Annotated in this window: 27 protein-coding genes and 2 riboswitches; of the genes, 26 read left to right on the top strand and 1 reads right to left on the bottom strand. The window is 55.6% G+C overall.

Features of this window, described 5'->3' with window-relative positions; genetic code table 11:
- The first annotated feature begins 34 nt into the window (after positions 1 to 34).
- From ACFSOY_RS02295 to ACFSOY_RS02190, 22 genes are all read left to right on the top strand, one after another.
- The gene (locus tag ACFSOY_RS02295; protein ID WP_386043909.1) at positions 35 to 1,402 is read left to right on the top strand and encodes a TrkH family potassium uptake protein; all 1,368 of its coding nucleotides are present in this window, start codon (positions 35 to 37) and stop codon (positions 1,400 to 1,402) included.
- 57 nt (positions 1,403 to 1,459) lie between these two features.
- Positions 1,460 to 1,617: riboswitch (FMN riboswitch) on the top strand.
- Positions 1,618 to 1,776: 159 nt separating this feature from the next.
- Positions 1,777 to 2,886, top strand: coding sequence for a bifunctional diaminohydroxyphosphoribosylaminopyrimidine deaminase/5-amino-6-(5-phosphoribosylamino)uracil reductase RibD (gene ribD / locus ACFSOY_RS02290; protein ID WP_386044459.1), 1,110 nt, complete (start codon positions 1,777 to 1,779; stop codon positions 2,884 to 2,886).
- 3 nt (positions 2,887 to 2,889) lie between these two features.
- Positions 2,890 to 3,546: a riboflavin synthase gene (locus ACFSOY_RS02285; RefSeq protein ID WP_386043908.1), complete on the top strand. Its 657-nt coding sequence runs from the start codon at positions 2,890 to 2,892 to the stop codon at positions 3,544 to 3,546.
- 16 nt (positions 3,547 to 3,562) lie between these two features.
- Positions 3,563 to 4,705 (top strand): 3,4-dihydroxy-2-butanone-4-phosphate synthase, encoded by a 1,143-nt coding sequence (gene ribB, locus ACFSOY_RS02280; RefSeq protein WP_386043907.1) that lies wholly within the window; start codon positions 3,563 to 3,565, stop codon positions 4,703 to 4,705.
- Between the two features lie 36 nt (positions 4,706 to 4,741).
- Positions 4,742 to 5,209 (top strand): 6,7-dimethyl-8-ribityllumazine synthase, encoded by a 468-nt coding sequence (gene ribH / locus ACFSOY_RS02275; RefSeq protein ID WP_386043906.1) that lies wholly within the window; start codon positions 4,742 to 4,744, stop codon positions 5,207 to 5,209.
- A 166-nt stretch (positions 5,210 to 5,375) separates the two neighbouring features.
- Positions 5,376 to 6,854, top strand: a complete 1,479-nt coding sequence (locus tag ACFSOY_RS02270) for an MDR family MFS transporter (protein WP_386043905.1) — start codon at positions 5,376 to 5,378, stop codon at positions 6,852 to 6,854.
- A 119-nt stretch (positions 6,855 to 6,973) separates the two neighbouring features.
- The gene (locus ACFSOY_RS02265) at positions 6,974 to 7,618 is read left to right on the top strand and encodes a site-2 protease family protein (protein WP_386043904.1); all 645 of its coding nucleotides are present in this window, start codon (positions 6,974 to 6,976) and stop codon (positions 7,616 to 7,618) included.
- 4 nt (positions 7,619 to 7,622) lie between these two features.
- On the top strand, positions 7,623 to 8,387 hold the full coding sequence (locus ACFSOY_RS02260; protein WP_386043903.1) for a segregation and condensation protein A: 765 nt from the start codon (positions 7,623 to 7,625) through the stop codon (positions 8,385 to 8,387).
- 17 nt (positions 8,388 to 8,404) lie between these two features.
- Positions 8,405 to 9,001 (top strand): SMC-Scp complex subunit ScpB, encoded by a 597-nt coding sequence (scpB, locus tag ACFSOY_RS02255; RefSeq protein WP_386043902.1) that lies wholly within the window; start codon positions 8,405 to 8,407, stop codon positions 8,999 to 9,001.
- Between the two features lie 93 nt (positions 9,002 to 9,094).
- Entirely contained in the window at positions 9,095 to 9,832 is a 738-nt protein-coding gene (locus tag ACFSOY_RS02250; protein ID WP_386043901.1) for a DUF2953 domain-containing protein, read from the top strand.
- Positions 9,805 to 10,305, top strand: coding sequence for a GerW family sporulation protein (ytfJ, locus tag ACFSOY_RS02245; protein WP_386043900.1), 501 nt, complete (start codon positions 9,805 to 9,807; stop codon positions 10,303 to 10,305). Before ACFSOY_RS02250 ends, ytfJ begins: the two co-directional genes overlap by 28 nt.
- Before the next feature lie 144 nt (positions 10,306 to 10,449).
- Complete coding sequence (locus tag ACFSOY_RS02240) at positions 10,450 to 11,640, top strand: D-alanyl-D-alanine carboxypeptidase family protein (RefSeq protein WP_386043899.1); 1,191 nt, start codon at positions 10,450 to 10,452, stop codon at positions 11,638 to 11,640.
- A gap of 19 nt (positions 11,641 to 11,659) precedes the next feature.
- The gene (locus tag ACFSOY_RS02235) at positions 11,660 to 12,259 is read left to right on the top strand and encodes a nucleoside recognition domain-containing protein (protein ID WP_386043898.1); all 600 of its coding nucleotides are present in this window, start codon (positions 11,660 to 11,662) and stop codon (positions 12,257 to 12,259) included.
- Complete coding sequence (locus ACFSOY_RS02230; protein WP_386043897.1) at positions 12,256 to 12,792, top strand: spore maturation protein; 537 nt, start codon at positions 12,256 to 12,258, stop codon at positions 12,790 to 12,792. Before ACFSOY_RS02235 ends, ACFSOY_RS02230 begins: the two co-directional genes overlap by 4 nt.
- A 105-nt stretch (positions 12,793 to 12,897) precedes the next feature.
- Positions 12,898 to 13,239, top strand: a complete 342-nt coding sequence (locus ACFSOY_RS02225; RefSeq protein WP_386043896.1) for a peptidoglycan recognition protein family protein — start codon at positions 12,898 to 12,900, stop codon at positions 13,237 to 13,239.
- A 93-nt stretch (positions 13,240 to 13,332) separates the two neighbouring features.
- Complete coding sequence (locus ACFSOY_RS02220) at positions 13,333 to 14,052, top strand: pseudouridine synthase (protein WP_386044457.1); 720 nt, start codon at positions 13,333 to 13,335, stop codon at positions 14,050 to 14,052.
- Between the two features lie 48 nt (positions 14,053 to 14,100).
- A complete protein-coding gene (locus tag ACFSOY_RS02215) occupies positions 14,101 to 14,658 on the top strand; it encodes a YhcN/YlaJ family sporulation lipoprotein (RefSeq protein WP_386043895.1) in 558 nt (185 codons plus the stop codon).
- A 157-nt stretch (positions 14,659 to 14,815) separates the two neighbouring features.
- Positions 14,816 to 15,361 (top strand): redoxin domain-containing protein, encoded by a 546-nt coding sequence (locus tag ACFSOY_RS02210; RefSeq protein WP_386043894.1) that lies wholly within the window; start codon positions 14,816 to 14,818, stop codon positions 15,359 to 15,361.
- Between the two features lie 5 nt (positions 15,362 to 15,366).
- On the top strand, positions 15,367 to 16,863 hold the full coding sequence (gene resB / locus ACFSOY_RS02205) for a cytochrome c biogenesis protein ResB (protein WP_386043893.1): 1,497 nt from the start codon (positions 15,367 to 15,369) through the stop codon (positions 16,861 to 16,863).
- Entirely contained in the window at positions 16,860 to 18,053 is a 1,194-nt protein-coding gene (gene ccsB, locus ACFSOY_RS02200; RefSeq protein WP_386043892.1) for a c-type cytochrome biogenesis protein CcsB, read from the top strand. Before resB ends, ccsB begins: the two co-directional genes overlap by 4 nt.
- A gap of 70 nt (positions 18,054 to 18,123) precedes the next feature.
- Positions 18,124 to 18,846 (top strand): response regulator transcription factor, encoded by a 723-nt coding sequence (locus tag ACFSOY_RS02195; RefSeq protein ID WP_386043891.1) that lies wholly within the window; start codon positions 18,124 to 18,126, stop codon positions 18,844 to 18,846.
- Entirely contained in the window at positions 18,843 to 20,597 is a 1,755-nt protein-coding gene (locus ACFSOY_RS02190) for an ATP-binding protein (RefSeq protein WP_386043890.1), read from the top strand. The genes ACFSOY_RS02195 and ACFSOY_RS02190 overlap by 4 nt, the downstream gene beginning before the upstream one ends.
- Before the next feature lie 39 nt (positions 20,598 to 20,636).
- Here the strand turns inward: ACFSOY_RS02190 and ACFSOY_RS02185 are convergent, their stop codons facing one another.
- Positions 20,637 to 21,194, bottom strand: a complete 558-nt coding sequence (locus ACFSOY_RS02185) for a YhcN/YlaJ family sporulation lipoprotein (protein WP_386043889.1) — start codon at positions 21,192 to 21,194, stop codon at positions 20,637 to 20,639.
- 644 nt (positions 21,195 to 21,838) lie between these two features.
- Here ACFSOY_RS02185 and ACFSOY_RS02180 point away from each other — a divergent pair.
- The 4 genes from ACFSOY_RS02180 (at position 21,839) to ACFSOY_RS02165 (ending at position 24,234) form a co-directional block, all read left to right on the top strand.
- On the top strand, positions 21,839 to 22,342 hold the full coding sequence (locus ACFSOY_RS02180) for a hypothetical protein (RefSeq protein ID WP_386043888.1): 504 nt from the start codon (positions 21,839 to 21,841) through the stop codon (positions 22,340 to 22,342).
- 43 nt (positions 22,343 to 22,385) lie between these two features.
- A riboswitch (TPP riboswitch) is annotated at positions 22,386 to 22,504 on the top strand.
- 83 nt (positions 22,505 to 22,587) lie between these two features.
- Positions 22,588 to 23,223, top strand: coding sequence for a thiamine phosphate synthase (thiE, locus tag ACFSOY_RS02175; protein WP_386043887.1), 636 nt, complete (start codon positions 22,588 to 22,590; stop codon positions 23,221 to 23,223).
- Positions 23,220 to 23,423: a sulfur carrier protein ThiS gene (gene thiS / locus ACFSOY_RS02170; RefSeq protein WP_386043886.1), complete on the top strand. Its 204-nt coding sequence runs from the start codon at positions 23,220 to 23,222 to the stop codon at positions 23,421 to 23,423. Before thiE ends, thiS begins: the two co-directional genes overlap by 4 nt.
- A 31-nt stretch (positions 23,424 to 23,454) precedes the next feature.
- Entirely contained in the window at positions 23,455 to 24,234 is a 780-nt protein-coding gene (locus ACFSOY_RS02165) for a thiazole synthase (RefSeq protein WP_386043884.1), read from the top strand.
- The last annotated feature ends 477 nt before the right edge of the window (positions 24,235 to 24,711 follow it).

Genomic DNA, 24,711 nt, shown 5'->3' with positions numbered 1-24,711 from the left:
ATCGAGTGCATTCCGAATGGGATGAGGGATGATCATGAGAAAAAAGGACGCGTGGAAAGTGAAGAGATGGGCGAAGTTTTGGACGCCAGCTCGCATCTTGTTGTTCGGCTTTGCCGCCTTGATCCTGCTGGGTGGCCTGTTGCTGTCCTTGCCGATCGCCTCGGAGAGCGGGGCAGGGCTGCCCTTTCTCGATGCGCTGTTTACCGCCACCTCTGCCGTCTGTGTGACAGGCCTGATCGTCGTGGACACCGGCACCTACTTTTCCACCTTTGGGGAGCTGGTGATCATCACGCTGATCCAAATCGGGGGTCTCGGGTTTATGACGATCGCAACGTTTTTGACCATTCTGGCCGGCAAGCAGATCGGGTTGAAAGAACGGCTGGTCATTCAGCAGTCGCTCAATGTCACCACGATGGAAGGTCTGATTCGACTTTCTCGAAATGTCGTCTTGCTCACGCTCGCGATCGAGCTGTTTTTTGCGATCGTGCTGTCACTGCGCTTTTCGGCGGAGATGCCGCCTGGCAGAGCGATCTATTATGGTATTTTTCATTCGATCTCCGCATTCTGCAACGCCGGTTTCGATCTGTTCGGCGACTTTAAGAGCTTGAGCGACTATGTTGGCGATCCGATCGTCAACCTTTCGATCATGTCGCTGATCATCTTGGGGGGACTCGGCTTTGTCGTCATGGTCGATCTAGGTCGCAAGGCGACCCGTCCCAAGCAGCGTTTGAGCGTGCATACGAAGCTCGTCATCATCGCGTCGTTCGCGCTGCTGCTGATCGGAACGATCGGATACTACGCGCTCGAAAATCATAACGAAGGAACGATCGCACCGCTTGCGGAAGGGGACAGATGGCTGGCGTCCGCGTTTGCCTCGACGACTGCGCGCACCGCAGGCTACGCATCGATCAACTATGAGACGATGACAGAAGGCGGGCAGTTTTGGACGGTCCTCCTGATGTTCATCGGGGCGAGCCCGGGCTCGACAGGAGGAGGGGTGAAGACGACCACGGCGCTGGTCATTCTGCTCTTCGTCTGGACGGTCATCTCCAACAAGGAGCACACGGTCGTGTTCAGGCGGTCGATCTCGCCGCGCACGATCTATAAATCGTTGACCATCGCGGTGATGGCGACGATGGTGGTCGTGCTCTCGACGATGATCTTGGCGGTGACAGAAGATCAATCGTTCTTGCGACTGCTGTTCGAATCGACTTCCGCCTTCGCAACGGTCGGGCTCTCCACCAACTTGACATCCGCTCTCTCCGAGCCGGGCCGGATCGTGATCATGGTGATGATGTTCATCGGCCGCCTCGGGCCGCTCACCATCGCGCTGGCCTTGGCAGCGCGCGGGAACGACAAAGGAAATGTCCGCTATCCGGAAGGCAACCTCTACGTGGGGTGAAGATGATTTCCCTTTACACGATTGGCGAGGAAGGATATACTTGGTTCTACAATGATATAGTTCCTTCAGGGCATGGTGAGACGGTGAGCAACTGTCAATTCCTGACCGGCGGTGATGATCTTCGCAACTTGAAGAGCTAAGTCCGCGAGCCTTCACAGGCAGGAACTGGTGCGAATCCAGTACCGACGGTATAGTCCGGATGGAAGAAGGAATGTAGTGAGCGGAAGGCAGTGTACATGTGCCCTTTTTTGGGGGCTTTCTTTAGGTGCGCATCTTTTGATGTGCACACGTACGCCTGTCAGCCGTATGCGCGCATAACCTGCCCTGTTGTCATTCGACTGCAGGGCTTTTTCTGCGCAGTGAACAGGAGGTGGATTCGAGTGACAGATCAACAGTATATGAAAATCGCGTTGCAGCTGGCCCAGATCGCCAATGGCAAAACGAACCCGAATCCCCTGGTAGGAGCTGTCATTGTAAAGGAAGACCGCATCATCGGGCAAGGAGCGCACTTGCGCGCCGGGGAGCCGCACGCTGAAGTCCATGCGTTTCGCATGGCAGGAGATGCGGCAGAAGGCGCGACCCTTTATGTGACGCTCGAACCTTGCAGCCATCATGGGCGAACGCCGCCTTGTGCCGAGCTTGTCATTCGCTCCAAGGTAAAGCGGGTGGTCGTCGCGATGCTCGATCCCAACCCGATGGTGGCTGGACGCGGTATTGCACGCATACGAGAAGCGGGTATCGAAGTGGAAGTTGGCGTCCTCGAAGCGGAGGCGCGTCAGATCAATGAGCGGTTTGTGCACAACATGGTGCACAAACGCCCGTTTGTGACTGTGAAGACGGCGATGACCTTAGATGGCAAGATCGCAGCGCACACGGGAGATAGCCGCTGGATCACCGGAGCGGAATCTCGCGCTTTTGTGCACCGCCTTCGCGATCAGGTGGATGGCATCATGGTCGGCGTCGGCACCGTCTTGGCTGACGATCCGGAGCTGACGACTCGCCTACCGGAGGGCGGAGGCAAGAGCCCGGTGCGAATCGTGCTCGACAGCGCGTTGCGGACGCCGGAGAGCGCTCGCCTGCTCGATGTGCAGGAGGCGCAGACTTGGATCATCGCGTCGCAGGAGGCGGAGCAAGCGAAGATCGCTCGGCTGCGCGAGCGCGGGGTGGAAGTGATCCAAGTGCAGAGCGGTCAAGCGGGGCTCGATCTGACCGAGGTATTGGACGAGCTGTATCGGCGAGGCATCACCGACCTGTTGGTGGAAGGCGGGGCGTCTGTCAACGGTGCGCTGTTACAGGCAGGCCTGATCGACAAGGTGATCTCGTTCGTCGCTCCGAAGTTGATCGGCGGCACAGGCGCGCCCACTCCATTCGGAGGAAGCGGCTTTGACAAGATGGCAGAGGCGGTCGAACTGATCGATCTGACCGTCGAGCGGTATGGGGAAGACCTCTGCCTCATCGGCTATCCGCGGCGAGTGGGGGTGTAAAGCATGTTTACCGGACTGATCGAAGAGGTCGGGACGATTCAAGCGATCCGAACGACCGGCAAAGCGGTGCATCTGAAGATTAAAGCGCTGGCGATCTTGGAAGATGTCGCGCTGGGCGACTCGATCGCAGTGAACGGAATCTGTCTGACGGTGACCGAGTATGATGGGGGTTCCTTTACGGTCGACGTCGTGCCGGAGACGATGAGGCGGACTTCTTTAGCGGGGCTGTCGAGCGGCTCTCCCGTCAATCTGGAGCGGGCGATGCAGATGGGCAAGCGATTTGGCGGGCATATCGTTTCCGGCCATATCGATGGGATCGGACGCATCGTCGAGGTGGTCGATGAAGATATCGCCAAAGTGGTGCGCATTCAAGCTCCAGCGGAAGTGCTGCGCTATTTGGTGGAGAAAGGCTCGATCACGATCGATGGCGTCTCGCTGACCGTGATGGATGTGGAACGCGATTCCTTCCGGGTCTCCGTCATTCCGCACACCTGGCAGGTCACCGTGTTGCGGCACCGCAGAGCGGGCTCGATCGTCAACTTGGAGTGCGACGTGATCGGCAAGTATGTGGAGCGCCTGTTGCAGCCTTACGCACCGAGCAAAGGGAGCGACAAGCAGAGCATCACGCTCGATTATCTTCAACAAAACGGTTTTGCGTGAAGGGGGAGACATCGCGATGTTTCATAGCATCGATGCAGCGATTGAAGATCTCAAACAGGGCAAGGTGATCATCGTCGTCGATGATGAAGATCGAGAGAATGAGGGCGATTTTCTCGCGCTTGCTGACAAAGTCACCGCGCAGACGATCAACTTTATGATCACCCATGGGCGCGGGCTGGTCTGCATGCCGATCACAGAGCAGCGGGCGGAGCAGCTCAACCTGCGGCAGATGGTCGTTCAGAACACAGATGCGCTCGGAACGGCGTTCACCGTTTCGGTCGACGCCAAAGAGGGCACGACGACCGGCATCTCCGCCTACGAGCGCGCGATCACAGTTCAGCGGTTGATCGAAGAGGGTGTGACGGGCAATGATTTTAAAAAGCCTGGTCATATCTTCCCGCTCACCGCAAGAGAAGGCGGCGTGCTGCGACGCTCGGGTCACACCGAAGCTGCGGTCGATCTGGCGCGTCTGGCTGGCTCCTATCCTGCTGGCGTGATCTGTGAAATTTTGAACAAGGATGGCACGATGTCACGCGTGCCCGATCTGATGCTGCTCGCCGAGGAGCACGACATCAAGATGATCACGATCGAAGACCTGATCGCCTACCGAAAAGACCGCGAACAGCTGGTCGAACGCGCAGCTCATGTCGAGATGCAGACAGACTTCGGCCCCTTTCAACTTTACGTGTATCGATCGAAGCTGGATCAGGTGGAGCACGTTGCGCTGGTCAAGGGCAAGATCGATCCGCAATCGCCGACGTTGGTGCGCGTGCGCAACGAATGTCCGATCGGCGACATCTTCGGCTCGCATTCCTGCAAGTGCCAATCGCAACTGCATGCTGCGCTGCGGGAGATCGCCGAGCATGGCAGTGGAGTTCTCTTGCATTTGCGCCAGGGAGCAAACGGCGCGAATTCATTGGCGCAAAAGGTGAAAGGGTATCAACAGGCGAGCGCGGAGGCGGCGAAGGGAGCCGTCTCGACGACCGATTACGGCATCGGCGCACAGATCTTGCGCGACCTTGGCGTGACCAAAATGCGCCTGTTGTCGAACAACCCGCGCAAGTTTGTCGGTCTGGAAGGGTACGGGTTGACGATCGAGGAGACGATCCCGCTTCGCGTGCGGGAAACGGATCGTAAAGGCGTTACATTGCCGCTGTAAATCAGCGAGAAGAAGCGAATTGAGAGGAGCATTTCGATGGCGAAGTTTTTGGAAGGCAATCTGATTGGAACCGGTTTAAAAGTGGGTGTGGTCGTCGGCCGTTTTAACGAGTTTATCGGCAGCAAACTGCTCGGAGGTGCGCTCGACGCTTTTAAGCGCCACGGGCTGGCAGAGGATGATGTGGAAGTTGCTTGGGTGCCGGGAGCGTTTGAAATCCCGCTGATCGCTCAGAAGATGGCACAGTCTGGCCGCTATGACGCGGTGATCACGCTCGGAGCGGTGATCCGCGGCTCCACTCCGCACTTCGATTATGTGTGCAACGAAGCGGCGAAAGGGGTTGCCAAAGTCGGATTGGACACCGGAACCCCGACCGTATTCGGAGTGCTGACTGTCGACTCGATCGAGCAGGCGATCGAACGCGCAGGCACGAAGGCGGGCAACAAAGGATGGGAAGCGGCAGTAACCGCCATCGAGATGGCGAACTTGACCAAACAATTTCAGTAAACTGAAGCGAGCGATGTGCAGACTGCACATCGCTTCTTTATGTTGGAAATCGATCCTGTAAGGAATATTCTTGCAAGCGAAAGCGGATATCTACTACAATAGATAGCATGTGAGAGATTGTATATGAATAAATATTTTGATACTCGTTGGGAAAGAGGGTGTACCTTTGGCAAAAACGAATCGTACAGCTGTCGTCGTCGCGGTGATGTTGGCCAACTTCCTCGCTGCCATCGACGTGTCGATCGTCGGTACCGCCATGCCGACAATCATTGGGACGCTAGGCGGCTTGCCGCTGATGTCGTGGGTGTTCTCCGCTTTTCTGCTCGCCTCGACGGTGACCGTTCCGATCTATGGCAAGCTATCAGATCTCTATGGGCGCAAGGCGATCTTTATGGTCAGCTCGATCGTTCTGATCATCGGTTCGATTCTCTGCGGGCTGTCAGAAACGATGGTGCAGTTGATCATCTACCGGGCGATTCAAGGGCTGGGTGCCGGTGGCATCATGGCGGTCGCGCAGACGATCCTCGGCGATATTTTTTCGGCGGAAGAGCGCGGCAAAATCCAAGGCTGGTTCAGCGGTGTCTGGGGTGTGTCGGCGGTGATCGGACCGCTGCTCGGCGGATTGATCGTCAACTATATCTCTTGGGAATGGGTCTTTTATATCAATGGACCGATCGCGCTGGTCGCGATCCTGATCTTAGGAACAGCGCTGCATGAAGATATTGAGCGCAAGAAACACAAGATCGATTACATAGGCTCGTTGACGATGACCGTCTCGATGACCGCCTTGCTGTTCGCCTTGCTCACCGGAGGCAATCAATACGCATGGTTCTCTCCGCAAATCCTCGCGTTGTTCGGCGTGGCAGCAGCCGTTTTCGTCTGGTTTCTCTATCATGAGCGGAAAGCTTCCGAACCGATGTTGCCGCTCGATCTGTTCAAATCTCCGCTGATCGCCGTCGCCTCTCTCGCCAACTTCTTGCTCGGCGCGGTGCTGATGGGGATCACCTCCTACATGCCATCTTACGCACAAGGTGTGCTCGGAGGTACGGCGACCGAAGCGGGCATGCTGCTCACGCCGATCTCGATCGGCTGGCCGATCGCTTCGATCATCGGCGGGCCGCGCATGGTCAAATGGGGGTTCCGTCGCACCGCGCTGATCGGGGCGACGCTGGTCGGCATTTCCTCGCTCTTGCTGACGTTCGTCTCGCAGGAGATGGGCTATTGGTACCCGATGATCGTGCTGGTCGTGCTGGGGATGGGAATGGGTTTGACCACGCTCGCCTTTTTGGTCTCCGTGCAGTCTGCAGTCACCTGGAACCGCCGGGGCATCGCGACCGCTTCGCTGCAGTTTATCCGCTCGCTCGGCTCTGCTGTCGGGGTGGCGGTGATGGGCGCGGTGATGAACGCGCGCATCCTCGGGATGCTGCAGGATGACCCTGAGGTGCAAGCCCCGCTGGAAGCGGCCAACTCGCTGCTCGACCCGGAAAAGCGGGAGTTGATCGAACCGTCCTTGCTGGAGAAGTTGAGCGATGCGTTCGCCAGCGGCCTGCACTACGCGTTCTTGTTGGTCGCCATCTTCGGGATCGGCGCGCTGGTGATCACGCTGTACTACCCTCGCGACAAAAAGAAAGCACAGCCAGAATAGTTCTTCAGCTAGAATGGTTCACAGGGTAAGAGCGCTTGCTGCGTCGTCAGCAGGTGCTCTTTTTGCCTCTTTTATGATATGATAAACTGGAACGTTTCTATGGTCGAAGGAGGACCCTTATGCTGTTTAGCGGACTCGATTTGGATGACCTTTTGTTTCGGGTCATCGCATTTTTGATCGCCATCACCGTGCATGAACTCGGGCATGCATTTGTCGCATATCGACTTGGCGACCCCACTCCGAAGCGAGAAGGACGCTTGACGCTCAACCCGATCGCGCACATGGATCTGCTCGGTACGCTGATGATCCTGTTTGGCCCGTTTGGCTGGGCTAAGCCGGTTTCCTTCAACCCGTACAACTTCCGTGGCAACAAGCGGGTGGGGAAGATCTTGACCACCGTTGCCGGGCCGCTCGCCAACTTCTTGGTCGCGATCGTCTTCTGCTTTCTCCTCGTGTTTTTCTTTCGCCTCGAACTTCAAGATGCGGTGTGGAACAACTTCGTTTTGCGGGTCGTGGAAGCTGTCGTCTCGCTCAACCTGATTCTCGGGCTGTTCAACCTGCTCCCGATTCCGCCGCTCGATGGCTATTGGATCGTGCGCGACCTCTTGCCTGCGAACGTGGCACCGAAGTTGCACGCATTTGAAAAATACGGACCTTTTGTCCTTTTGCTCGTCGTCTTCTTCGGCATCACGTCCTACCTCATCCTTCCGATCTATTATGCACTCGGCGACCTGTTGCTCGGGATGGTCAAGGGGCTGATCTAAGCGGATGGAACAGTCAAAATCAGATTCCTTAAAGCTCAAGTTGGAATCGTTCGAAGGGCCGCTCGACCTGCTCCTGCATCTGATCGACAAGGCGGAGGTGGAGATCACGGAGATTCCGATCTCACAGATCACCGACCAATACCTCTCCTACTTGCAGACGATGCAGGAACTCAACCTGGAGATCGCCTCTGAGTTTTTGGTCATGGCTTCCCAACTGCTGGCGATGAAGTCGGGACTCTTGCTGCCGCGCCCGATCGAGCTGGACGTGCCGCTGATCGATTACGATGAAGAGATGATCGATCCACGTCAAGCGCTGATGGAGCGCTTGATCGAATATAAGAAGTATAAGCAGCTCGCCGATGAGCTGAAAGATCGGGAGGAGAAGCGCCAGCTGGTCTTTACCCGCCGCCCGGAGAATTTGCGCCAGTTCGTTCCGGACGTCGAGCCCAATCCGGTCGAAGGCGTGTCGCTGTTCGATCTGCTCGACGCATTTCGCAAAGCGCTACAAAAAGCGCAGCCTGACGATCATGTGGCGGGCATTCACCGAGATGAGATCTCGATCGACAGCAGGATGCAGGAGATCATCGGCATGCTGGCCTTTCACAACGGCAGAATCTCCTTTTCCGACCTGCTCCACAATCAACACAAGCGTTCGGAGTTGATCGTGACCTTCCTCGCGCTGCTTGAGCTGATGAAGGGGAAGCAGGTGCGCTGTATGCAAAGCAGGCTGTTTGAAGAGATCATGATCGAATCGTACGACATTCTGTAACAAGCTAGGTGGTTCAGTTGGAGGCAAGTCAAATCAAATCTGTGATAGAAGGTCTGTTGTTTGTGGCGGGAAGCGACGGCATCGAAGCGCGGCAGGTGGCAGATATTTTGCAGATCGAGCTGGAGGATGCGAAAGACTACCTGTATGACCTCCAGACCGATTTTGAGCGCGACCTGCGCGGCATACGGATCGTCGAAGTGGCCGGCTCGTTTCAGTTGACGACACGAGCGGAGCACGCCCCCTTTTTTGAGCGTCTGGCCTACCAGCCGCAACATGCGACGCTTTCGCAAGCGGCGCTGGAGACGCTGGCGATCGTCGCCTACAAACAACCGATCACCCGAAGTGGCATCGAAGAGGTGCGCGGAGTGAAGTCGGAGCGCGCGATCAACACGCTGCTCAGCAAGCAGCTGATCAAAGAAGCGGGCCGGGCAGAAGGGCCAGGTCGGCCGATTCTCTTCGGTACGACGCGCGAGTTTTTGGAGTATTTCGGACTTCGCGATCTGAAGGAACTTCCACCGCCGCCCGCGTTGATGCCGATGGTCGATCTTGATGAAGAGGAGGAGCAACTGCTCTTTCAGATGCCCGATCTGTATCAAAATGAACCAGAATCATGACAGAAAAAGTCCGGATGATCCGGGCTTTTTTGTATGTTCAGGAATAAAACGGGTATCCTAGACGAGAATCTGGAAGATGTGGAGGAGGACCGAATGAAATGGCTTTGGGGACTCCTGTTGGCGCTTGCGATCGTGTTTGCCACGCTTTTTCTACTTCTGCACAAGATGTTCGCCTGGTATTGGATTGTGCTGTTGGCGCTGGCAGTTTTTCTGTTGTTCGCGATGGTACTACCGGTGACGATCGAAGTTCAATATAGGCGAGAAGGTCGGAATGATCGGCTGCATGTTGGCGTGCGCGCTTTGTTCGGGCTGATCCGGCTCGGCTATGAAGTGCCGACTGTCGCACTGCTTGAGCAGCGCATGCAGATCGGGTTTAAGCGGAAGCTGACAGCGGGGGACAATCCTCACGCGGGAGGATGGGTCACGATCACGGTGGAAAAGATTCAGCAGTTTCAGCGACAGGTCGATGAGCTCAGGGCGCGGATCGGCAAGTACAAGCGAGCGTTGCGTCGATTTACCAAATCGTTTCATATTGAGTCACTCCGCTGGCGTACCGCTTTTGGCACAGGTGATGCAGCACAGACCGGATCGATCACCGGGATGGCTTGGGCGGTAAAAGGAAGCCTTGCGAGCATACTTTACCGCCAGTTCACCGTCGAGTCTTCGCTTCGCTATACGGTGCAACCAAACTTTCAGGCGAAAGGATTTCGCACCGATCTTGTCTGCATAATCCGATTTTTGCCGGGCAAAGCTATACTTGCAGGACTTACATTGGCCTTTTTATGGTTGAGGGAGGGTGCAAAATGGCGGAACATCCGATCCAAGGCTTGATGCAGACGGCCATGGAAAACATCAAAGAGATGGTCGACGTCAACACGATCGTCGGTGATCCGGTTGAAACGCCGGACGGCAGTGTCATCTTGCCGATTTCAAAAGTGGGCTTTGGATTTGCGGCAGGTGGTTCTGAATTTGACTCGAACATGGGCGGGAAGGGAAACAGCAACGGCAACTCAGGACAGGCAGATGTGGAACTTCCTTTTGGCGGTGGTGCTGGTGGCGGTGTATCGATTACGCCGATCGGTTTTTTGGTCGTCGGCAATGGTCAAGTGAAAATGCTTTCGACCGAAGGGCCGAATCAACTGTATGAAAAGCTGATCGATCTTGCCCCGCAGATGTATGACAAGATCAGTGCGATGATCAAGCAGAACAAGAGCGGACAAGGCGATGAGCAAGGGCAGAACGGCAACGGTGGCATGCGAAAGTCGCAAAGCCAGAATGGAAAAGCTGCACAGATCGATTGTTAGAGCGGAAGAAAATCGGCAAGACGTCCCGTGGCGGGGCGTCTTTTTCTGTTCGGTCAACTCGGCGCGCTAAGGTGGGATAAGCCTACAGCTTGTGCATATACATAGGACAGACAGAACCTACGCGTGAGGAGTGAAGGACCCGAGATGAAACGAAAATCGCTCGTGGCCATTGCTGCGTTCGCCGTGCTGCTGCTAACTGTGTCGCCTGTGTCTGCCAATCATGATCCGAAGGGCAACGCAATTCTGGAAACGACGGTCGCTCCTGACAACCTGTTTGCGAGCGAAGTTGAGATCAGCGCCACTTCTGCAGCTGTGATCGATGTGCAGACAGGGCGGGTGCTCTATGAGAAGAATGGCGATGAGAAGATGTTGATCGCCTCGCTGACGAAGATTATCACCACCATTGTGGCGATTGAGTCGGGCGTAGATCTGAACAGCACGGTCACAGTATCAAACCGCGCATCGGGAAAAGAAGGATCTTCGATCTATCTGAAAGTCGGCGAAAAACAGAAGCTGATCGACCTGCTCTACGCGGTGATGTTGCGCTCAGGAAATGATGCGGCGACAGCAGTTGCCGAGCATGTGGGCAAAACGGAGCAGAAATTTGTGGAGATGATGAATCAAAAAGCGAAAGAGCTCGGCCTGCTCGGCACCCATTTTGCCAATCCGCACGGCTTGGATCAGGAAGCACATTATTCGACCGCACATGATATGGCGCGCATCACCGCGTATGCGCTGCGCAATCCGGTGTTTGCCGAGATCGTCCAAACGAAGGTCAAGTCGATTCCGATGCAAGGAGAGTCGTGGGATCGCAAGATGTATAACAAAAACAAGATGCTCGTTCGCTATGAGGGAGCAGACGGCGTGAAGACCGGCTACACCAAAGCGGCGGGACGATGCCTCGCCTCCTCCGCAACCAAAGATGGACGGCAGATCGCGGTGCTCACACTGAAAGCGTCGAGCGATTGGGATGATCATGCGAGGCTGCTCAACTACGGGTTTCAAAAGTATCAATTTCTGCCGATCGCCAAAGAGAATTCTGTGCTGCGAACGGTGCCTGTGGAGGACGGGGTGAAAAAGGATGTCGATGTGATCGTCGGTCACCAGTTCAACTATCCGGTGCGCGAAGATGAGCAGGAAAAGGTGACGCAGAAGATCGAGATGGAAGAGACGTTGCAAGCTCCGCTTGCTGCCGGCCAGAAGGTAGGGGAATTAAAAGTATATTTTGAAGATCGGCTGGTCGGGCAAGTGCCGATCATCGTCGGGCACGATGTGGAAAAAGAGTCGTTCTGGTCGAAGCTGAAAAATCTGTTTTCCAACATGATCAACCGCTGACAGAAAGGACGGTGACGGGATGATCAATGCGATCTGGGTGTTTATGATTGTCATCGGCGTGATCGTCGCCGCTCTGAACGGGCGGATGGATCTGGTGACCAACGCGGTGCTCAGCGGTGCGAAGCAGGGGGTTGTCGTCTGTTTCGGCCTGCTGTCGATCATGGTGTTTTGGCTCGGTTTGATGAAGATTGCAGAGGTGGCCGGACTGGTGCAATCGTTTGCAAAAGTGCTCTATCCGCTCGCTCGCTTTCTGTATCCGTCTGTGCCGAAGGACCATCCGGCGATGGGGTCGATCGTGGCGAACATGAGCGCCAACATGCTCGGGCTGGGCAATGCGGCCACACCGCTCGGCCTGAAGGCGATGCGTGAACTGCAAGAGCTCAACCCTGACAAGGAGCGGGCGACAGACGCGATGTGCACGCTGCTGGCGATCAACACGTCAGGGCTTACGATCATCCCAGCGACGGTGATCGGACTTCGCATGCAATACGGATCGGCCCAACCGACAGAGGTGGTGGTCAGCACGCTGCTCGCCACGCTGTTGGCGACGACGACCGCCGTGATCCTCGACCGCTTTTATCGGGAGCGCGAGCGCAAGAGATGGGGTGGCGGGCGATGATGGGCCTCGTGCAGATCATCGCCGCCTGGACGCTGCCCGTCCTGATCGCGTTCATCCCGACCTATGCCTATTTTTTTCGGAAAGTTCCCGTCTATGAGACATTTATCGACGGGGCAAAAGGCGGACTGCCGACGGTGATCAAGCTGATGCCGCATCTGGTCGGCATGCTCGTCGCTGTCAGCGTTTTCCGCGAATCGGGCGCGTTAGAACTTCTGATCGCAGGGCTCAATCCGCTGCTCGTCCCCCTCGGCGTGCCCCCAGAGTTCTTGCCGATGGCACTGCTGCGCTCCATCTCCGGGTCTGGCTCGATGGCGATCATGACCGATATCTTTCAAGCGCATGGCCCCGACTCCTTTCTGGGCAAGCTCGCCTCCACGATGCAGGGCGCATCTGACACCACACTGTACGTGCTGACCGTCTATTTCGGGGCTGTTGGCATCCGCAACGCACGGTATGCGGTGAAAGTTGGACTGCTCGCCGATCTGGCCTCTGTCATCGCGTCGCTCGCCGTCGTGCGTCTCCTCTTTCACTAGAGCATTCCAGCGGAATGTCGTTCACTTTGGCAACCCCCCTTTGCATATGATGCTGTTACTACCAGATGCGGTTGGATGCGAATCCAGAAGGGCGGGATGCTTCGAATGGGAGAATTTGCAGGCGTAGTGTTGCACGATTCTGCATGTCCCGCACGGACTCGGGCCGGGTTTGATTTTTACGTGTGCAAAGACGGGACGGTGGTGACGTCTCAAGATTTTTTAGATGATGAGCACATTCATGTTTGTGTGGAAGGGGATTTTTCTGTTCCGGTCACAAACACAGGTCTTGTGCGAGAGCAGATGTTTGTTCTCGTCAAACTGGTGTTGCGGCTGGCGTCCGCATTTAAATTTGATCCGGAGCGTCTGATCGCGCATGGTGATCAGTGTCCAGGAGAAGAATTTCCGTGGCACGAACTGAAGATAAGGATCGACCGCCCCCCGCATTGACCCCGATGCGGGGGATTTGATTTTGCCCTGCAAGTTCTTTAGAATGAGTGAGCAAAGGAAGAACGTGTGGGAGAGTGACGGAGAATGGATCAAATGGAGCGCTTGCAAAAAGTGTTGGCTCAAGCTGGGGTTGCGTCCAGGCGCAAATGTGAGGAGATCATCACAGCAGGGCAGGTAAAAGTGAACGGAGTCGTCGTGACGGAGCTCGGCACCAAGGTCGATCCGACGCGAGATCGCATCGAGGTGAACGGAGTGCCGATCGGAGCGGAAGAGAAGATCTACATCATGCTGAACAAGCCGATCGGCGTCGTCTCCACCGCCTCCGATCCGCAGGGGCGCAAGACGGTTGTCGACATCGTCGGCGCCAAAGAGCGCATCTACCCGGTCGGTCGTCTCGACTTGGATACGTCAGGATTGCTGTTGATGACCAACGATGGCGATCTGGCCAACGCGATGATGCATCCGCGCCATGAGATCGAGAAGACTTACAGAGCTTGGGTAAAAGGCGTCGTCAGCGGTGAGCGAGCCAAGCAGCTCGCAAGCGGAGTGGAGCTGGAAGACGGTCAGACTGCGCCGGCAAAGGTGCGGATCATGGAGAGAGGAGCGGACGAGTCGCTGATCGAGGTCACGATTCATGAAGGGCGCAATCGTCAGGTCCGCCGCATGTTGGAGGCGATCGGCCATCCGGTCAAATCGCTGCACCGCATGCAGGTGGCGTTCCTCAAGCTGGGCAGGCTGCGCTACGGCGAGATGCGCAACCTCACGCCGCTCGAAGTGGAGCGTCTCTTCGCAGTCGCTGGAATCAAACGGTAAACAGCGGGCAACCTATGAGCAGTGAATCTGCTTATGAGGAGGCTCCCTATGAATCGATACGCGAAATATGCGACCACATCGCTCATCGCACTCTCGCTTTGTACCGCGCTCTTCGGCTGCAATCGGTCGGCCGACTACACCAGACAACCGGCTCGCGAAACGAACGAGACGCGCGCAGACCAAGGCGTGCGTTCGTACAGCGGCTACAGACCGCCTGCCGAAGATCGACAGCTGAGCGCCGATCCGCGCAATTCTGCGGTGCGCACAAGCTCCCGCAAGCCCTATTCGGCACACGGGATGGCCAATGAGTTAGCATCGCTTTCAGCGGTGAAAAGCGCGGCGGTGATCGTGGCCGACAAAAGTGTTTATGTGGGTGTGACCAGCTCGGGGGTGGAGGAGCTACCGTCCGATCTGCCAGCTGCGATCTCAGCCAAAATTCGTCAGATGGACAGATCGATCGCCCAGGTTTACATCACGGTCGATCGACGAGCGGTGCAGGTGATCAGCGACTATTCGCGCGCACTTGAAGGCGGTCTGCCGCTCGACGGCTATGAGGGCCAATTCCGCGAGGTGAGACAATCCCGGTCTTGGGTGACCGGATCTTGATAGAATGATGTTGCGCTGGAGGCCTTTCCTGAATGGGACAGGCTTCTTTATTTCATAAAGTTGTCATGATCTGTGCAGCTGTGTTTCAATGCATTCCTGTATAATAAGCTGTGGATGTTCATCAATGAAGTCTTTCACTGATATTGGGGTGTAGAGAATGTCGAACCAACTGAACCGAACCAAGATCATCACCATCTTGGTCCTGCTCATCGCGGCGCTGGGTATCATGGCTGCCGTGATCAACTTCAACCAAAAGGATAACGTGGTATCCTTAGAGCTGGGCAATACAGCGCCCGATTTCACTCTGAAAACGCTGGACGGCAAAGAGGTCTCGCTGTCAGACTATCGGGGGAAAGTGGTCATGGTCAACGTGTGGGCTTCTTGGTGTGAACCCTGCCGTCAGGAGATGCCTGCGATCGAACAAGCCTACAAGACCTATCAGGATCAAGGGCTGGTCGTGCTTGGCCTCAACCTGAAAGAGAAGCAGGTTCCGATCCAAGGATTTGCCGATACGTACGGTTTGACCTTCCCCATTCTGTTGGATACAGATGGAAAGGTGGGCACCGACCTGTATCGGGTTCGACCGATTCCCACCACCTTTTTCGTCGACCGCGATGGGATCCTGCGCAACAAAGCGGAGACGCCGATGTCCTTTTCCTACATCGAGGGCATCGTGAAGCCGCTACTTGAAGCTGGGAGATGAAGCAAGTGCAAGCAGAAACTCAGAAGAAGAAGCAAAAGAGCCTGTTTGACCACATCTGGGATTTCTTTGCTTCCGTAAAAGTCGCGATCGTCATCATCATTCTGCTGGCGGTTACATCGATCATCGGTACGATCTATCCGCAGGAGAACGCGATTCCAAGTCCGAACCCGCAGTTTTACTATGCGGATACTTATGGCAAGATGGGCGACCTCTACTACCGCTTAGGGCTGTCCGACATGTACAACTCTTGGTGGTTCCTCGCGCTCGTCCTCCTGCTTGCGATCTCGCTGATCATCTGCTCGATCGAGCGCGTGATTCCGCTCTACAAATCGCTGAAAAATCAGCCGATCGCGCGCAAGGTGATCGCCATCCGCGGCGATCGTCTCTATGCCAACCAATCGGAGGCTGATCAGTCGCGCATCGACCAGCTCGCTGAAGCGTTCAAAAAGAAGCGCTACAAAGTTCGCCGCGAGGGGAACGCTCTGCTCGCCGAAAAGGGGCGTTTGCCACGATTTGGCGCGTACATCATCCACATCGGTCTGCTGATCATCATCGCCGGCGTCTTCGTTCGGCTGATCCCCGGCGCGTACTATTCGGGGATGGTCTGGCTGAAACAGGGCGAGCGTCAGTATATCGAGGATGTCGGCTTCGGCCTGCAAAACAACGGGTTTACGTTGGAGTTTTATGATGATGCACAGACGCGAGTCAAAAAGTATGAGACAGATGTGGCCGTCTATGTCGGGGATGAAGAAAAGGCCACGAAGCATCTGATCGTCAACGAACCGCTCAAATTTAACAATACCCTGATCTTCCAGAACTCATATGATCCCAACCCGATGTTCAAACGTGGGAAAGTGGAGCTGACCGACAAGGCGAGCGGGAAGTCGTATGGTACTTTTGACATCAACTTCGATGATCCGCAACCTTCCTATCAGGTGGGCGAATATACGCTGACCATGATCAACTACTATCCGGACATCAAGGTGGAGCCAGAAAAGGGAGGCGTCTACACCAACTCCCGCGATCCGTACAACCCAGGGCTTCAACTCTCGATCTCCAAGCCGGGCATGGAAGGGCAAACGCAGTGGATGATGCCGCTCGCGCCGTTTGTCGAAGAGATGCTGGGGAAAGAGTATCAGTTCAAACTGAAACTGGTGCAGGTCGAACTGTTTAACATGACCGGTCTGCATCTGCAAAAAGATCTCGGAATCCCGGTGGTCTATGCGGGATGCGCGGTGGTTCTCTGGGGGCTGGTGCTCTGCTTCTACTACCAACATCGCCGCATTTGGGCTAGACTAGAGGATGGGGAGCTGCACATCGGGGCCAACACCAACAAGAACTGGATCGGCCTGAACAAAGAGTTTAACAAGCTGATCGCAACGGTTGGGATCGACCCGGTCACCTTCAAACCGAAGGCGAAAAAAAAGGCGGCACAGCAAGCAAAACAACAGGATACACCACAATCTGATGCTCCTCATGGGAAGGAGGGAACTGAAAAATGATGACAGCCTCAAGCATCTTTTTTGGTGCGACGCTCGTCTGCTATTTTATCTCTACGATCCTTTATGTTCTCGGTGTGACCGGGCGCAAGATGAAGATCGCAGCCGGGAAGGCAAACATCTGGACGAAGTGGGGGTACATCTTTTCCATCTCCGGCGTGCTGATGCACATCGCGGCGATGATCACCCGCGGGGTTGGTGCTGGGTTTACACCCGTATCCAACATGTTCGAGTATATGAGCTTCTGGGCGTTCACAATCATGTTAGCGTTCGTAGTGATCAACTTCTTTTATAAAGTTCCCGGCCTCGGTGCCTTTGTCGTGCCGGTCGGTCTGACCATTTTGACGTATGCGTCCGTATTCCCGCGCGAGGTCAAACCGCTGATTCCAGCCTTGCAATCGTACTGGCTCAGCATCCATGTGACGACGGCAGCGCTCGGCGAAGGGATATTGACCATCTCCTTTGCGGCAGGCCTGATGTATCTGCTCGTCGTGACAGATCTGGCCAAACAGCCGCGCTCGGCAAAGTTTTTGGAGTTTATCGTCTATCTTTTCACAGCGCTCGTTTCGTTTATCGCGATTTCGCTCAGCTTCCGCATCGGCGGTTACGAAGTGATCGCGCAGACGGCCGAAGGGGCGGCACAGCTGTACAAGATGCCGCCGATCGCGGGGCCATCCGGCACCGACCTCGGCTCGCTGACCACGTTGCTCGGCGTGTCCTTGCCGCTGTTTAACGCGCCAGGCTGGATGCAGGGAACCGACTCTGCCATTCAGTTCAACACGATCATCTGGACGGTGCTCGGCTCGCTGGTCCTGTACGGAATCTTGAGACTGATCGCCAGAAAGCCGCTCGTCGCCGTCATCTCGCGCTGGGTGCGCGGACTCGATGAGGAGATGCTCGATGAGCTCTCGTACCGAGCTGTCGCGATCGGCTACCCGGTCTTCACCCTCGGTGCGCTCGTCTTTGCGATGATCTGGGCGCAAGAGGCGTGGGGCTCCTACTGGAGCTGGGACCCGAAAGAGACATGGGCATTGATCACCTGGCTGTACTACACAGCCTACCTGCATCTGCGATTGCGACAAGGCTGGGAAGGTGTGCGCACCGCGTGGATGGCAGTCGCCGGTTTTGTCGTCATCCTGTTCCTGCTGGTCGGGGTCAACTTGCTCATCTCAGGCTTGCACGCCTACGCATAATCGAACAAAGACAGACAAGTCACCAAGTAGGAGCGGTGGCTTGTCGTTATATTCGGGGAGAGTGAAACAGATGGAGCAAACGAAAAATCCGAAGATTTTAGTCGTTGACGATGAGGAGCGCATCCGCCGTCTGGTGCGGATGTATCTGGAGCGTAACGCGTTCGATGTAGAAGAGGCGGAGGATGGTCAGGTGGCGTTGGACAAGGCGTTGGAAAACCACTATGACTTGATCATCCTCGACCTGATGCTTCCGAGCATGGATGGCCGCGATGTGTGCGCAGCGCTTCGTCAGCAGAACAACGAGGTGCCGATCATCATGCTCACCGCAGCTGGTGACGAAATGAACCGCATCCACGGCTTCGAGCTGGGGGCGGACGACTATGTGGTCAAGCCGTTCTCGCCTCGCGAGCTGGTGATGCGCGTAAAATCGCTGCTCAAACGGGCGATGGTTGCGACTGACAAAGAAGCTCCCGCCTCCGTCTCCTCTGTGTTGACCTTCAAGAGCCTGACGATCAACATGGATGCGCGGCGCGTGCTGTGCGATGGGGAAGAGGTGTCCTTGACGCCGAAGGAATATGAGCTGCTCTGCTATCTGGCCCAGCGCCCGGAGAAGGTTTTTTCTCGTGAGGAGCTGCTGCGCGATGTGTGGAACTATCAGTTTTACGGAGATCAGCGCACCGTCGATACGCACATCAAGCGCCTGCGCGAAAAGCTCGGCAAAGCGTCCGAAGTCGCGGCTTCGATGATCGTGACCGTCTGGGGAGTCGGGTACAAGTTTGAGGTGGCTGAGTGATTCGGAACAGCGTCACCGGCAAGCTCTGGCTGACGATCATCGGGCTGTTCACCGTCGTCCTGCTGCTGCTCTCAATCTTTTTGGAACAGCTGTTCGACTCCTACTTCTATCAGGCGGAACAGGATCGACTTCAGATGCGAACCAATCATATGGCAGATGTGATCGTCAACTACCGTCAGGATGTGGCACTGATCATCCTGCAGGAGCTCGCACTGGAAGAAAATGCGGTGGTCAATCTGATTCAGCCACCGCAGAGCGACCAACTGATCGCCAAACTGTCGCTTGAGAAGTTAAAGGCGCTTCGCAATGGGAATGCGGTGATCGAACGAGGGTATGAGCCGAGCTGGAATGCGGATGAGAGCAAGAAGGAGCTCAACTTCTGGGTGCTTCAGCCGCTGGTGAGCCAGGGGCAGATCAACGGTCTGCTCTATGTCGTTCAACCGATCTCCGCATCGACAGCGATGGAGCGCGTGCAGGATCTGCTCTTTTTCTCAGCGGGGCTCGGCATCGTCTTGGCGACCGGGCTTGCTTTTGTCGTCTCGCGCAACCTTTCGATTCCGATCGTGCAGATGAACAAGGTGGCGGAGCGAATGATGCAGGGCGACTTTAGTGGCAAAGTGCAGGTGGTGACCGGGGATGAAGTCGGGCAGCTCGGCCTGACGATCAACACGCTCGCCCACAAGTTGGAGGAAAACATCGACGACCTGGAGCGGGAAAAAGAGCAGTTGGCCTCGATCATCACCTCGATGACAGATGGGGTGATCTCTGCCGACCTTAACGGGGCGATCACGCTCGCCAACCCGCCTGCACGTAGGTTCATTCGCGCCCAGCAGCTCGCGGAGATCGGGAATCCTTCCGATAAGCAACTGCCGATCGATCTGCTCGCTTTCGAGAAGCAGGTGATGAAGAGCGGACAGACCGTGGTGGATGAGCTGAATTGGCAAGGGCGCATCCTCATCATCACGATGGCGCCGCTTTATGAGAAGGACGGCGATACGTTGCGCGGCGTCGTGGCGGTGCTGCGCGACATCACAGATGAGCGGATGTTGGACAAGATGCGCAAAGATTTTATCGCCAACGTATCTCATGAGCTGCGCACGCCGCTGGCGATGATGCAAGGCTATTCGGAAGCGCTGCTCGACGAATTTGGCGATGATCCGGTCCAGCGGGAAGAGCTGACCAACATCATTCTCGATGAGACGCATCGCATGCGCCGTCTGGTCAACGATCTGCTCGATCTGGCTCAGCTGGAAGCAGGCCAGTTTCAGATGAACGTGGAGCAAGTGGACATGAACCACCTGCTTCGCCGCGTGGTTCGCAAGTTTACAACCATTGCGCACGAGCGACATGTCACCCTGCAGTTGACAGGAGCGGAAACTGGACAACCGGTGGTGGTTCTGGGCGACAGCGACCGGCTGGAGCAGGTGTTTACCAACCTGCTGGACAATGCGTTTCGCCATACACCGCAAGGCGGCACGATCACCGTGCTGCTGACGCGTGAAGATTCGGTGGTACAGATCGGCGTGCGCGACACAGGTGAAGGAATACCGCCTGAGGATCTCCACTATGTGTGGGATCGATTTTACAAAGTGGACAAGGCGCGCACTCGCAGCAAAGGTGGCACAGGACTTGGACTTTCGATCACCCGCAACATCGTCCAAAGCCATCATGGAGATATTGTGGTTGAAAGTGAGCCTGGACAGGGAACCACATTTAATGTGCTGTTGCCCCGCGAGGCGATCGAAAAATAAAAAGTGGTGTTCCGACAGCAAACTCGGAACACCACTTTTTTACATTTCGGGGATCAATCGAGAGACGATGTCTGCAATCTCGTTGGAAATTCCTTCGACCGGCTTCCCGCTTTGCACATCGCGAATCAAGGCGCGGGCGCGAGTGACGGTGTCGAGGTCTGCCGAGACCACCGCTCGGTATCCGTTGCCGCTGCGCTCGACCGCCTCTTTGACCGAAAACTTGATCGAATCGATCATCGAGCCGGTGATGTTCGATTTTAGGTCGATGCCGACCAAGGCGGTCTTGCCAGCCACCAAGACGGAAGCTCGTTCCACACCTTGAATGCGGGTTACAGTTTCGGCGATGACCTTCGCTTGCTGTTCTGCAGTCTGCTGTCCTTGACCTCCTGCTACATTGATCTGTGGCGCTCGAACTTGGTAATTTGGCGACCGCGTTTCATTGACCTGTTGACGGTTGGGCGTTTTTTCGGCAGGTGTTGATCGAGTCGGAGCTTCGCCGACGCCTCGCTCTGGGAGCGCCCCTTGCTTGCCGCATCCGACCAAACTGAATGCGAGCAGCAGGGCAAGCCATCCGGCTGCTAGGGATTTTACGCGCATGATTGTCACCCTCCTTTTCGTTTAGTCTGCACAGAAAGAAAATGCGGCTCTCGTGAAAATTTATAGCGGGGGAGGGGAATGCTGTAAAAGCGAAACCACGGTGGAAGGAGATCGCACAACATGTCATGGGTGTATTATGGCAAACTATTCGACAGCAAATTTCAAGCGGGGTGTCTGGCCGCTCGCTTTCGTGAGGACTGGTGGGCCAACGGGTACAAAAGTCCCTCCTATGTGGGAATCTATCGGACAAGCAAAGGTAGATATGGTGTAAAATACATCTGCTAAACTTTGTTTTCACGTGAAACAATTCAAAATATTGTGTAATTTTGTTGGAACATGTCGCCCGATCGATCAGAAGTTCGACAAGCGAGGAGGAGAAAAACGACATCGTTTGATCGTCCAGCGGGAATCTGTCAAGGCGCACTAGACAAAAAGAGCACCTTCAGTACAATGTAATGGTGGGGGTGTATCCTATGAAGCGAACTGCACTTATTCTTTGCTGTATCGGTGTGATCGGCATGATGTTTCTTGGCGCTTACCAAAAGCCGATCAAGGTCGATCTGACGACTGTAGCTGTGATCGCGCACTGATCTGTCCTGATTTGGGCATGCTATCTTGTGAAGGCGTACAGGATGGAGGCGCAAATGACGAACGATCAGGAGCAAAAACGAGGAAACGATCAGGGGTCGACTCCAGAGGGACCGACGATTCCGAACGCGATGCGAGGTCGCGTTTCCATGAAATGGCTAACGCTGGCTGCGCTTGCGAAGCTGATCAAGCGCTTCGAGCTGGAAGGAAGCGAGCCGCGAGTGATGCTGTTGACCGCTGGCGGGCAGCTTGAAGGCACATTGTGCGAGATTCGGCCATCTTACGCCGAGAGCTATAGGAAGCAGGCAAATGGCGATCTTTCTCCAGATGTAGCATCGATGGTTACTCACATGCGCAGTGATCTGCTCGCCCTTTGGGAGCAGGAGGAGCAGAGTCTGCAACTGATCGACTCTGCGCCGATCCTCTCGCTGCGGGATGTTGTGGTGTATAGCTATGATCGTGAACAGCAGCTGTCACAGCTCACCCTGTTTGCCGATCAGGTGATCGGGTTTAGTTTGACAGCGCTCCCAATCTTATCGAATGAAAAGTCTAATCGGTGAAAGCCTTGTCAGGGCAGGGAACCGATGGTATCATGAGAAGCGTGTAATCCCCTAGGGGTGCTTCCGGAATGGAGGAGGCTGAGAGAAGGCTTTGTGCCCTTCAACCCTTGGAACCTGAATCGACTGGGTAATGCCAGCGTAGGGAAGCGGGATGGCCAACACGCAAATCTACGAGTGTGATGGAGCCGTCTCTGTGCGTTCAGAGGCGGTTTTTTTATTTCAAGCTCAGAGGTTGAGGTGGAACGATGGATTCGAGATTATATCTGGTCACTGGTCATCAATTTCTCAACGGCCGTTCGCTGGAAAGTGTGATTCGCGCCGCGATCTCTGGCGGTGTGGATTGTGTGCAACTGCGGGAAAAAGACTTTACCGGTCGCGAGTTGCTCGAAGCGGGGAGACTGATTCGTCACATCACGCGGGAGCTTCACGTCACTTTTATCGTCAACGATCGCATCGATGTGGCGCGCGCAGTCGATGCGGACGGTGTACACCTCGGACAGAGCGACCTGCCGATTCAGGCTGCACGCGACATCTTGGGGCCAGGAAAGATCGTCGGGCTTTCCACGCACAATGTGCAGGAGGCGATGGAGGCGGAACGACTCGGGGCGGATTATATCGGGCTTGGTCCGATGCGGAAGACGATGACCAAGTTGGACACCGAACCGGTCGTCGGGCCCGCAGGAGTCAAAAAGGTGCGGGAGCACGTCTCGCTTCCGATCGTCGCGATCGGCGGCATCAAAGAGGATGACGTGGCGGAGATCATTCGAAGTGGTGCGTCGAGCGTTGCGGTCGTGTCGGCGATCATCGCCAGCAGCGATGTGGAAGCGACGGCGAGGAGAATGCGTCAACTCGTCGATCACGAGAGGGGGGCACAGGGATGAACTTGCTGATCAACGGACAAGAACGGGTACTCGAAGGCGTGCAAACGCTCGCCGATGTGGTCAGCCACTTCGGTTTAAACGAGCGAATCATCATCATCGAACACAATCTGAACATCGTGCCCCGCGATCTTTATGCGGGGACGCGAGTACAGGCTGGCGACAAGATTGAGATCGTTCATTTTGTCGGCGGTGGCTTCTAGAGGATACTACGAAGAGAGAGGTGCGAGAACGATGGCAGACATTTTGAAAATCGGCTCCTATCAGTTCCAATCACGACTTTTGCTTGGCACGGGCAAGTTCCCCGACCTTGACATCCAACAGCAGGCGGTCGATGCGTCGGAGACGGAGATCCTGACTTTTGCGATTCGTCGCTTGAACATCGACAATCCGGACAACCCGAACTTTCTTGAGCGTCTCGATTTGAAAAAATATACGTTGCTGCCGAACACTGCGGGTGCGCAGACGGCAGAAGAAGCGGTGCGCATCGCCCGACTGGCCAAAGCGTCCGGCCTGTGTGACATGATCAAAGTGGAGGTCATCGGCGACATGCGCACGCTGTTGCCCGACCCGATCGGCACGCTGAAAGCGACCGAGATGTTGGTCAAGGAAGGATTTATCGTCCTGCCCTACACGTCTGATGACCCGATGCTGGCGCGCCATCTGATTGAGGCGGGTGCGCATGCGATCATGCCGGGAGCCTCTCCGATCGGTTCCGGTCTCGGCCTGCTCAATCCGCATTACCTGTCCTTTATCATTGAGGAGTGCGAAGGCAAAGTCCCGGTGATCATCGACGCTGGTGTCGGTTCGCCTGCCGATGTGGCTGTAGCGATGGAGCTGGGCGCGGACGGCGTGTTGTTGAACACAGCTGTGGCAGGCGCGAAAGATCCGGTGCTGATGGCAGAAGCGATGAAGCTGGCGATTCAAGCGGGTCGAAAAGGGTATGTGGCTGGGCGCATCCCGAAAAAGCGCTATGCGAATGCATCCTCGCCGATGGAGATGATGATCGAGTAGTTCTTTTCTTGTGGTAATTGTAGGATGCCTCGCCTTCTGGCGGGGCTTTTTTGTGTTTGATCACACAAACGAAGAATGGCTTAAAAGATGGTAAAACCTAAGTTCCTCGGAAATGAGGCCCTTTTTTTATGGATTTGAGTTGCTAAGCACACAAGCCTTTCCAAGAAGAAGAGATTCAGCATAATTTGTTGGAGGAACAATAAAGGAGGGAAATGACGTGTACGGACAATTCGGTGGGTTTACCCGATGGGCTGTTGTTTTTCTGATCATCTTTGTACTGTTCATCTTGCTCATTCCAGGTCACGATGGCGGCGCTTATTAAGACATGAGTTGAGCTGAGGAGAAGAACCGTAGTAGGGGGTTCGATGTTTGTCGGAATCATACTACGGTGTAGACGGTCACGCAGGCAGAGAATTGTAAGGCAGAGCGAATTGCTCTGCCTTTTTGATAGTTCAAAAAAGAATCTGGCGAAACCTT

Origin of the sequence: Tumebacillus lipolyticus, from assembly GCF_042682745.1 — a bacterium.
Classification (GTDB): Bacteria; Bacillota; Bacilli; order Tumebacillales; family Tumebacillaceae; genus Tumebacillus_A; species Tumebacillus_A lipolyticus.
Note: the sequence above shows the minus strand (reverse complement) of the source record. Positions and strands in the feature narration are given on the sequence as shown.

Coding starts and splice junctions, on each gene's coding strand:
- ACFSOY_RS02180 (WP_386043888.1), top strand. CDS start 21,839: ATGACGAACGATCAGGAGCAAAAACGAGGAAACGATCAGGGGTCGACT.
- ACFSOY_RS02240 (WP_386043899.1), top strand. CDS start 10,450: ATGAAACGAAAATCGCTCGTGGCCATTGCTGCGTTCGCCGTGCTGCTG.
- ACFSOY_RS02250 (WP_386043901.1), top strand. CDS start 9,095: ATGAAATGGCTTTGGGGACTCCTGTTGGCGCTTGCGATCGTGTTTGCC.
- ACFSOY_RS02230 (WP_386043897.1), top strand. CDS start 12,256: ATGATGGGCCTCGTGCAGATCATCGCCGCCTGGACGCTGCCCGTCCTG.
- ACFSOY_RS02235 (WP_386043898.1), top strand. CDS start 11,660: ATGATCAATGCGATCTGGGTGTTTATGATTGTCATCGGCGTGATCGTC.
- ribH (WP_386043906.1), top strand. CDS start 4,742: ATGGCGAAGTTTTTGGAAGGCAATCTGATTGGAACCGGTTTAAAAGTG.
- ACFSOY_RS02260 (WP_386043903.1), top strand. CDS start 7,623: ATGGAACAGTCAAAATCAGATTCCTTAAAGCTCAAGTTGGAATCGTTC.
- ccsB (WP_386043892.1), top strand. CDS start 16,860: ATGATGACAGCCTCAAGCATCTTTTTTGGTGCGACGCTCGTCTGCTAT.
- ACFSOY_RS02265 (WP_386043904.1), top strand. CDS start 6,974: ATGCTGTTTAGCGGACTCGATTTGGATGACCTTTTGTTTCGGGTCATC.
- thiS (WP_386043886.1), top strand. CDS start 23,220: ATGAACTTGCTGATCAACGGACAAGAACGGGTACTCGAAGGCGTGCAA.
- ACFSOY_RS02195 (WP_386043891.1), top strand. CDS start 18,124: ATGGAGCAAACGAAAAATCCGAAGATTTTAGTCGTTGACGATGAGGAG.
- ACFSOY_RS02225 (WP_386043896.1), top strand. CDS start 12,898: ATGGGAGAATTTGCAGGCGTAGTGTTGCACGATTCTGCATGTCCCGCA.
- ytfJ (WP_386043900.1), top strand. CDS start 9,805: ATGGCGGAACATCCGATCCAAGGCTTGATGCAGACGGCCATGGAAAAC.
- ribB (WP_386043907.1), top strand. CDS start 3,563: ATGTTTCATAGCATCGATGCAGCGATTGAAGATCTCAAACAGGGCAAG.
- thiE (WP_386043887.1), top strand. CDS start 22,588: ATGGATTCGAGATTATATCTGGTCACTGGTCATCAATTTCTCAACGGC.
- ACFSOY_RS02165 (WP_386043884.1), top strand. CDS start 23,455: ATGGCAGACATTTTGAAAATCGGCTCCTATCAGTTCCAATCACGACTT.
- ACFSOY_RS02220 (WP_386044457.1), top strand. CDS start 13,333: ATGGAGCGCTTGCAAAAAGTGTTGGCTCAAGCTGGGGTTGCGTCCAGG.
- ACFSOY_RS02285 (WP_386043908.1), top strand. CDS start 2,890: ATGTTTACCGGACTGATCGAAGAGGTCGGGACGATTCAAGCGATCCGA.
- ACFSOY_RS02215 (WP_386043895.1), top strand. CDS start 14,101: ATGAATCGATACGCGAAATATGCGACCACATCGCTCATCGCACTCTCG.
- ACFSOY_RS02185 (WP_386043889.1), bottom strand. CDS start 21,194: ATGCGCGTAAAATCCCTAGCAGCCGGATGGCTTGCCCTGCTGCTCGCA.
- ACFSOY_RS02295 (WP_386043909.1), top strand. CDS start 35: ATGAGAAAAAAGGACGCGTGGAAAGTGAAGAGATGGGCGAAGTTTTGG.
- ACFSOY_RS02210 (WP_386043894.1), top strand. CDS start 14,816: ATGTCGAACCAACTGAACCGAACCAAGATCATCACCATCTTGGTCCTG.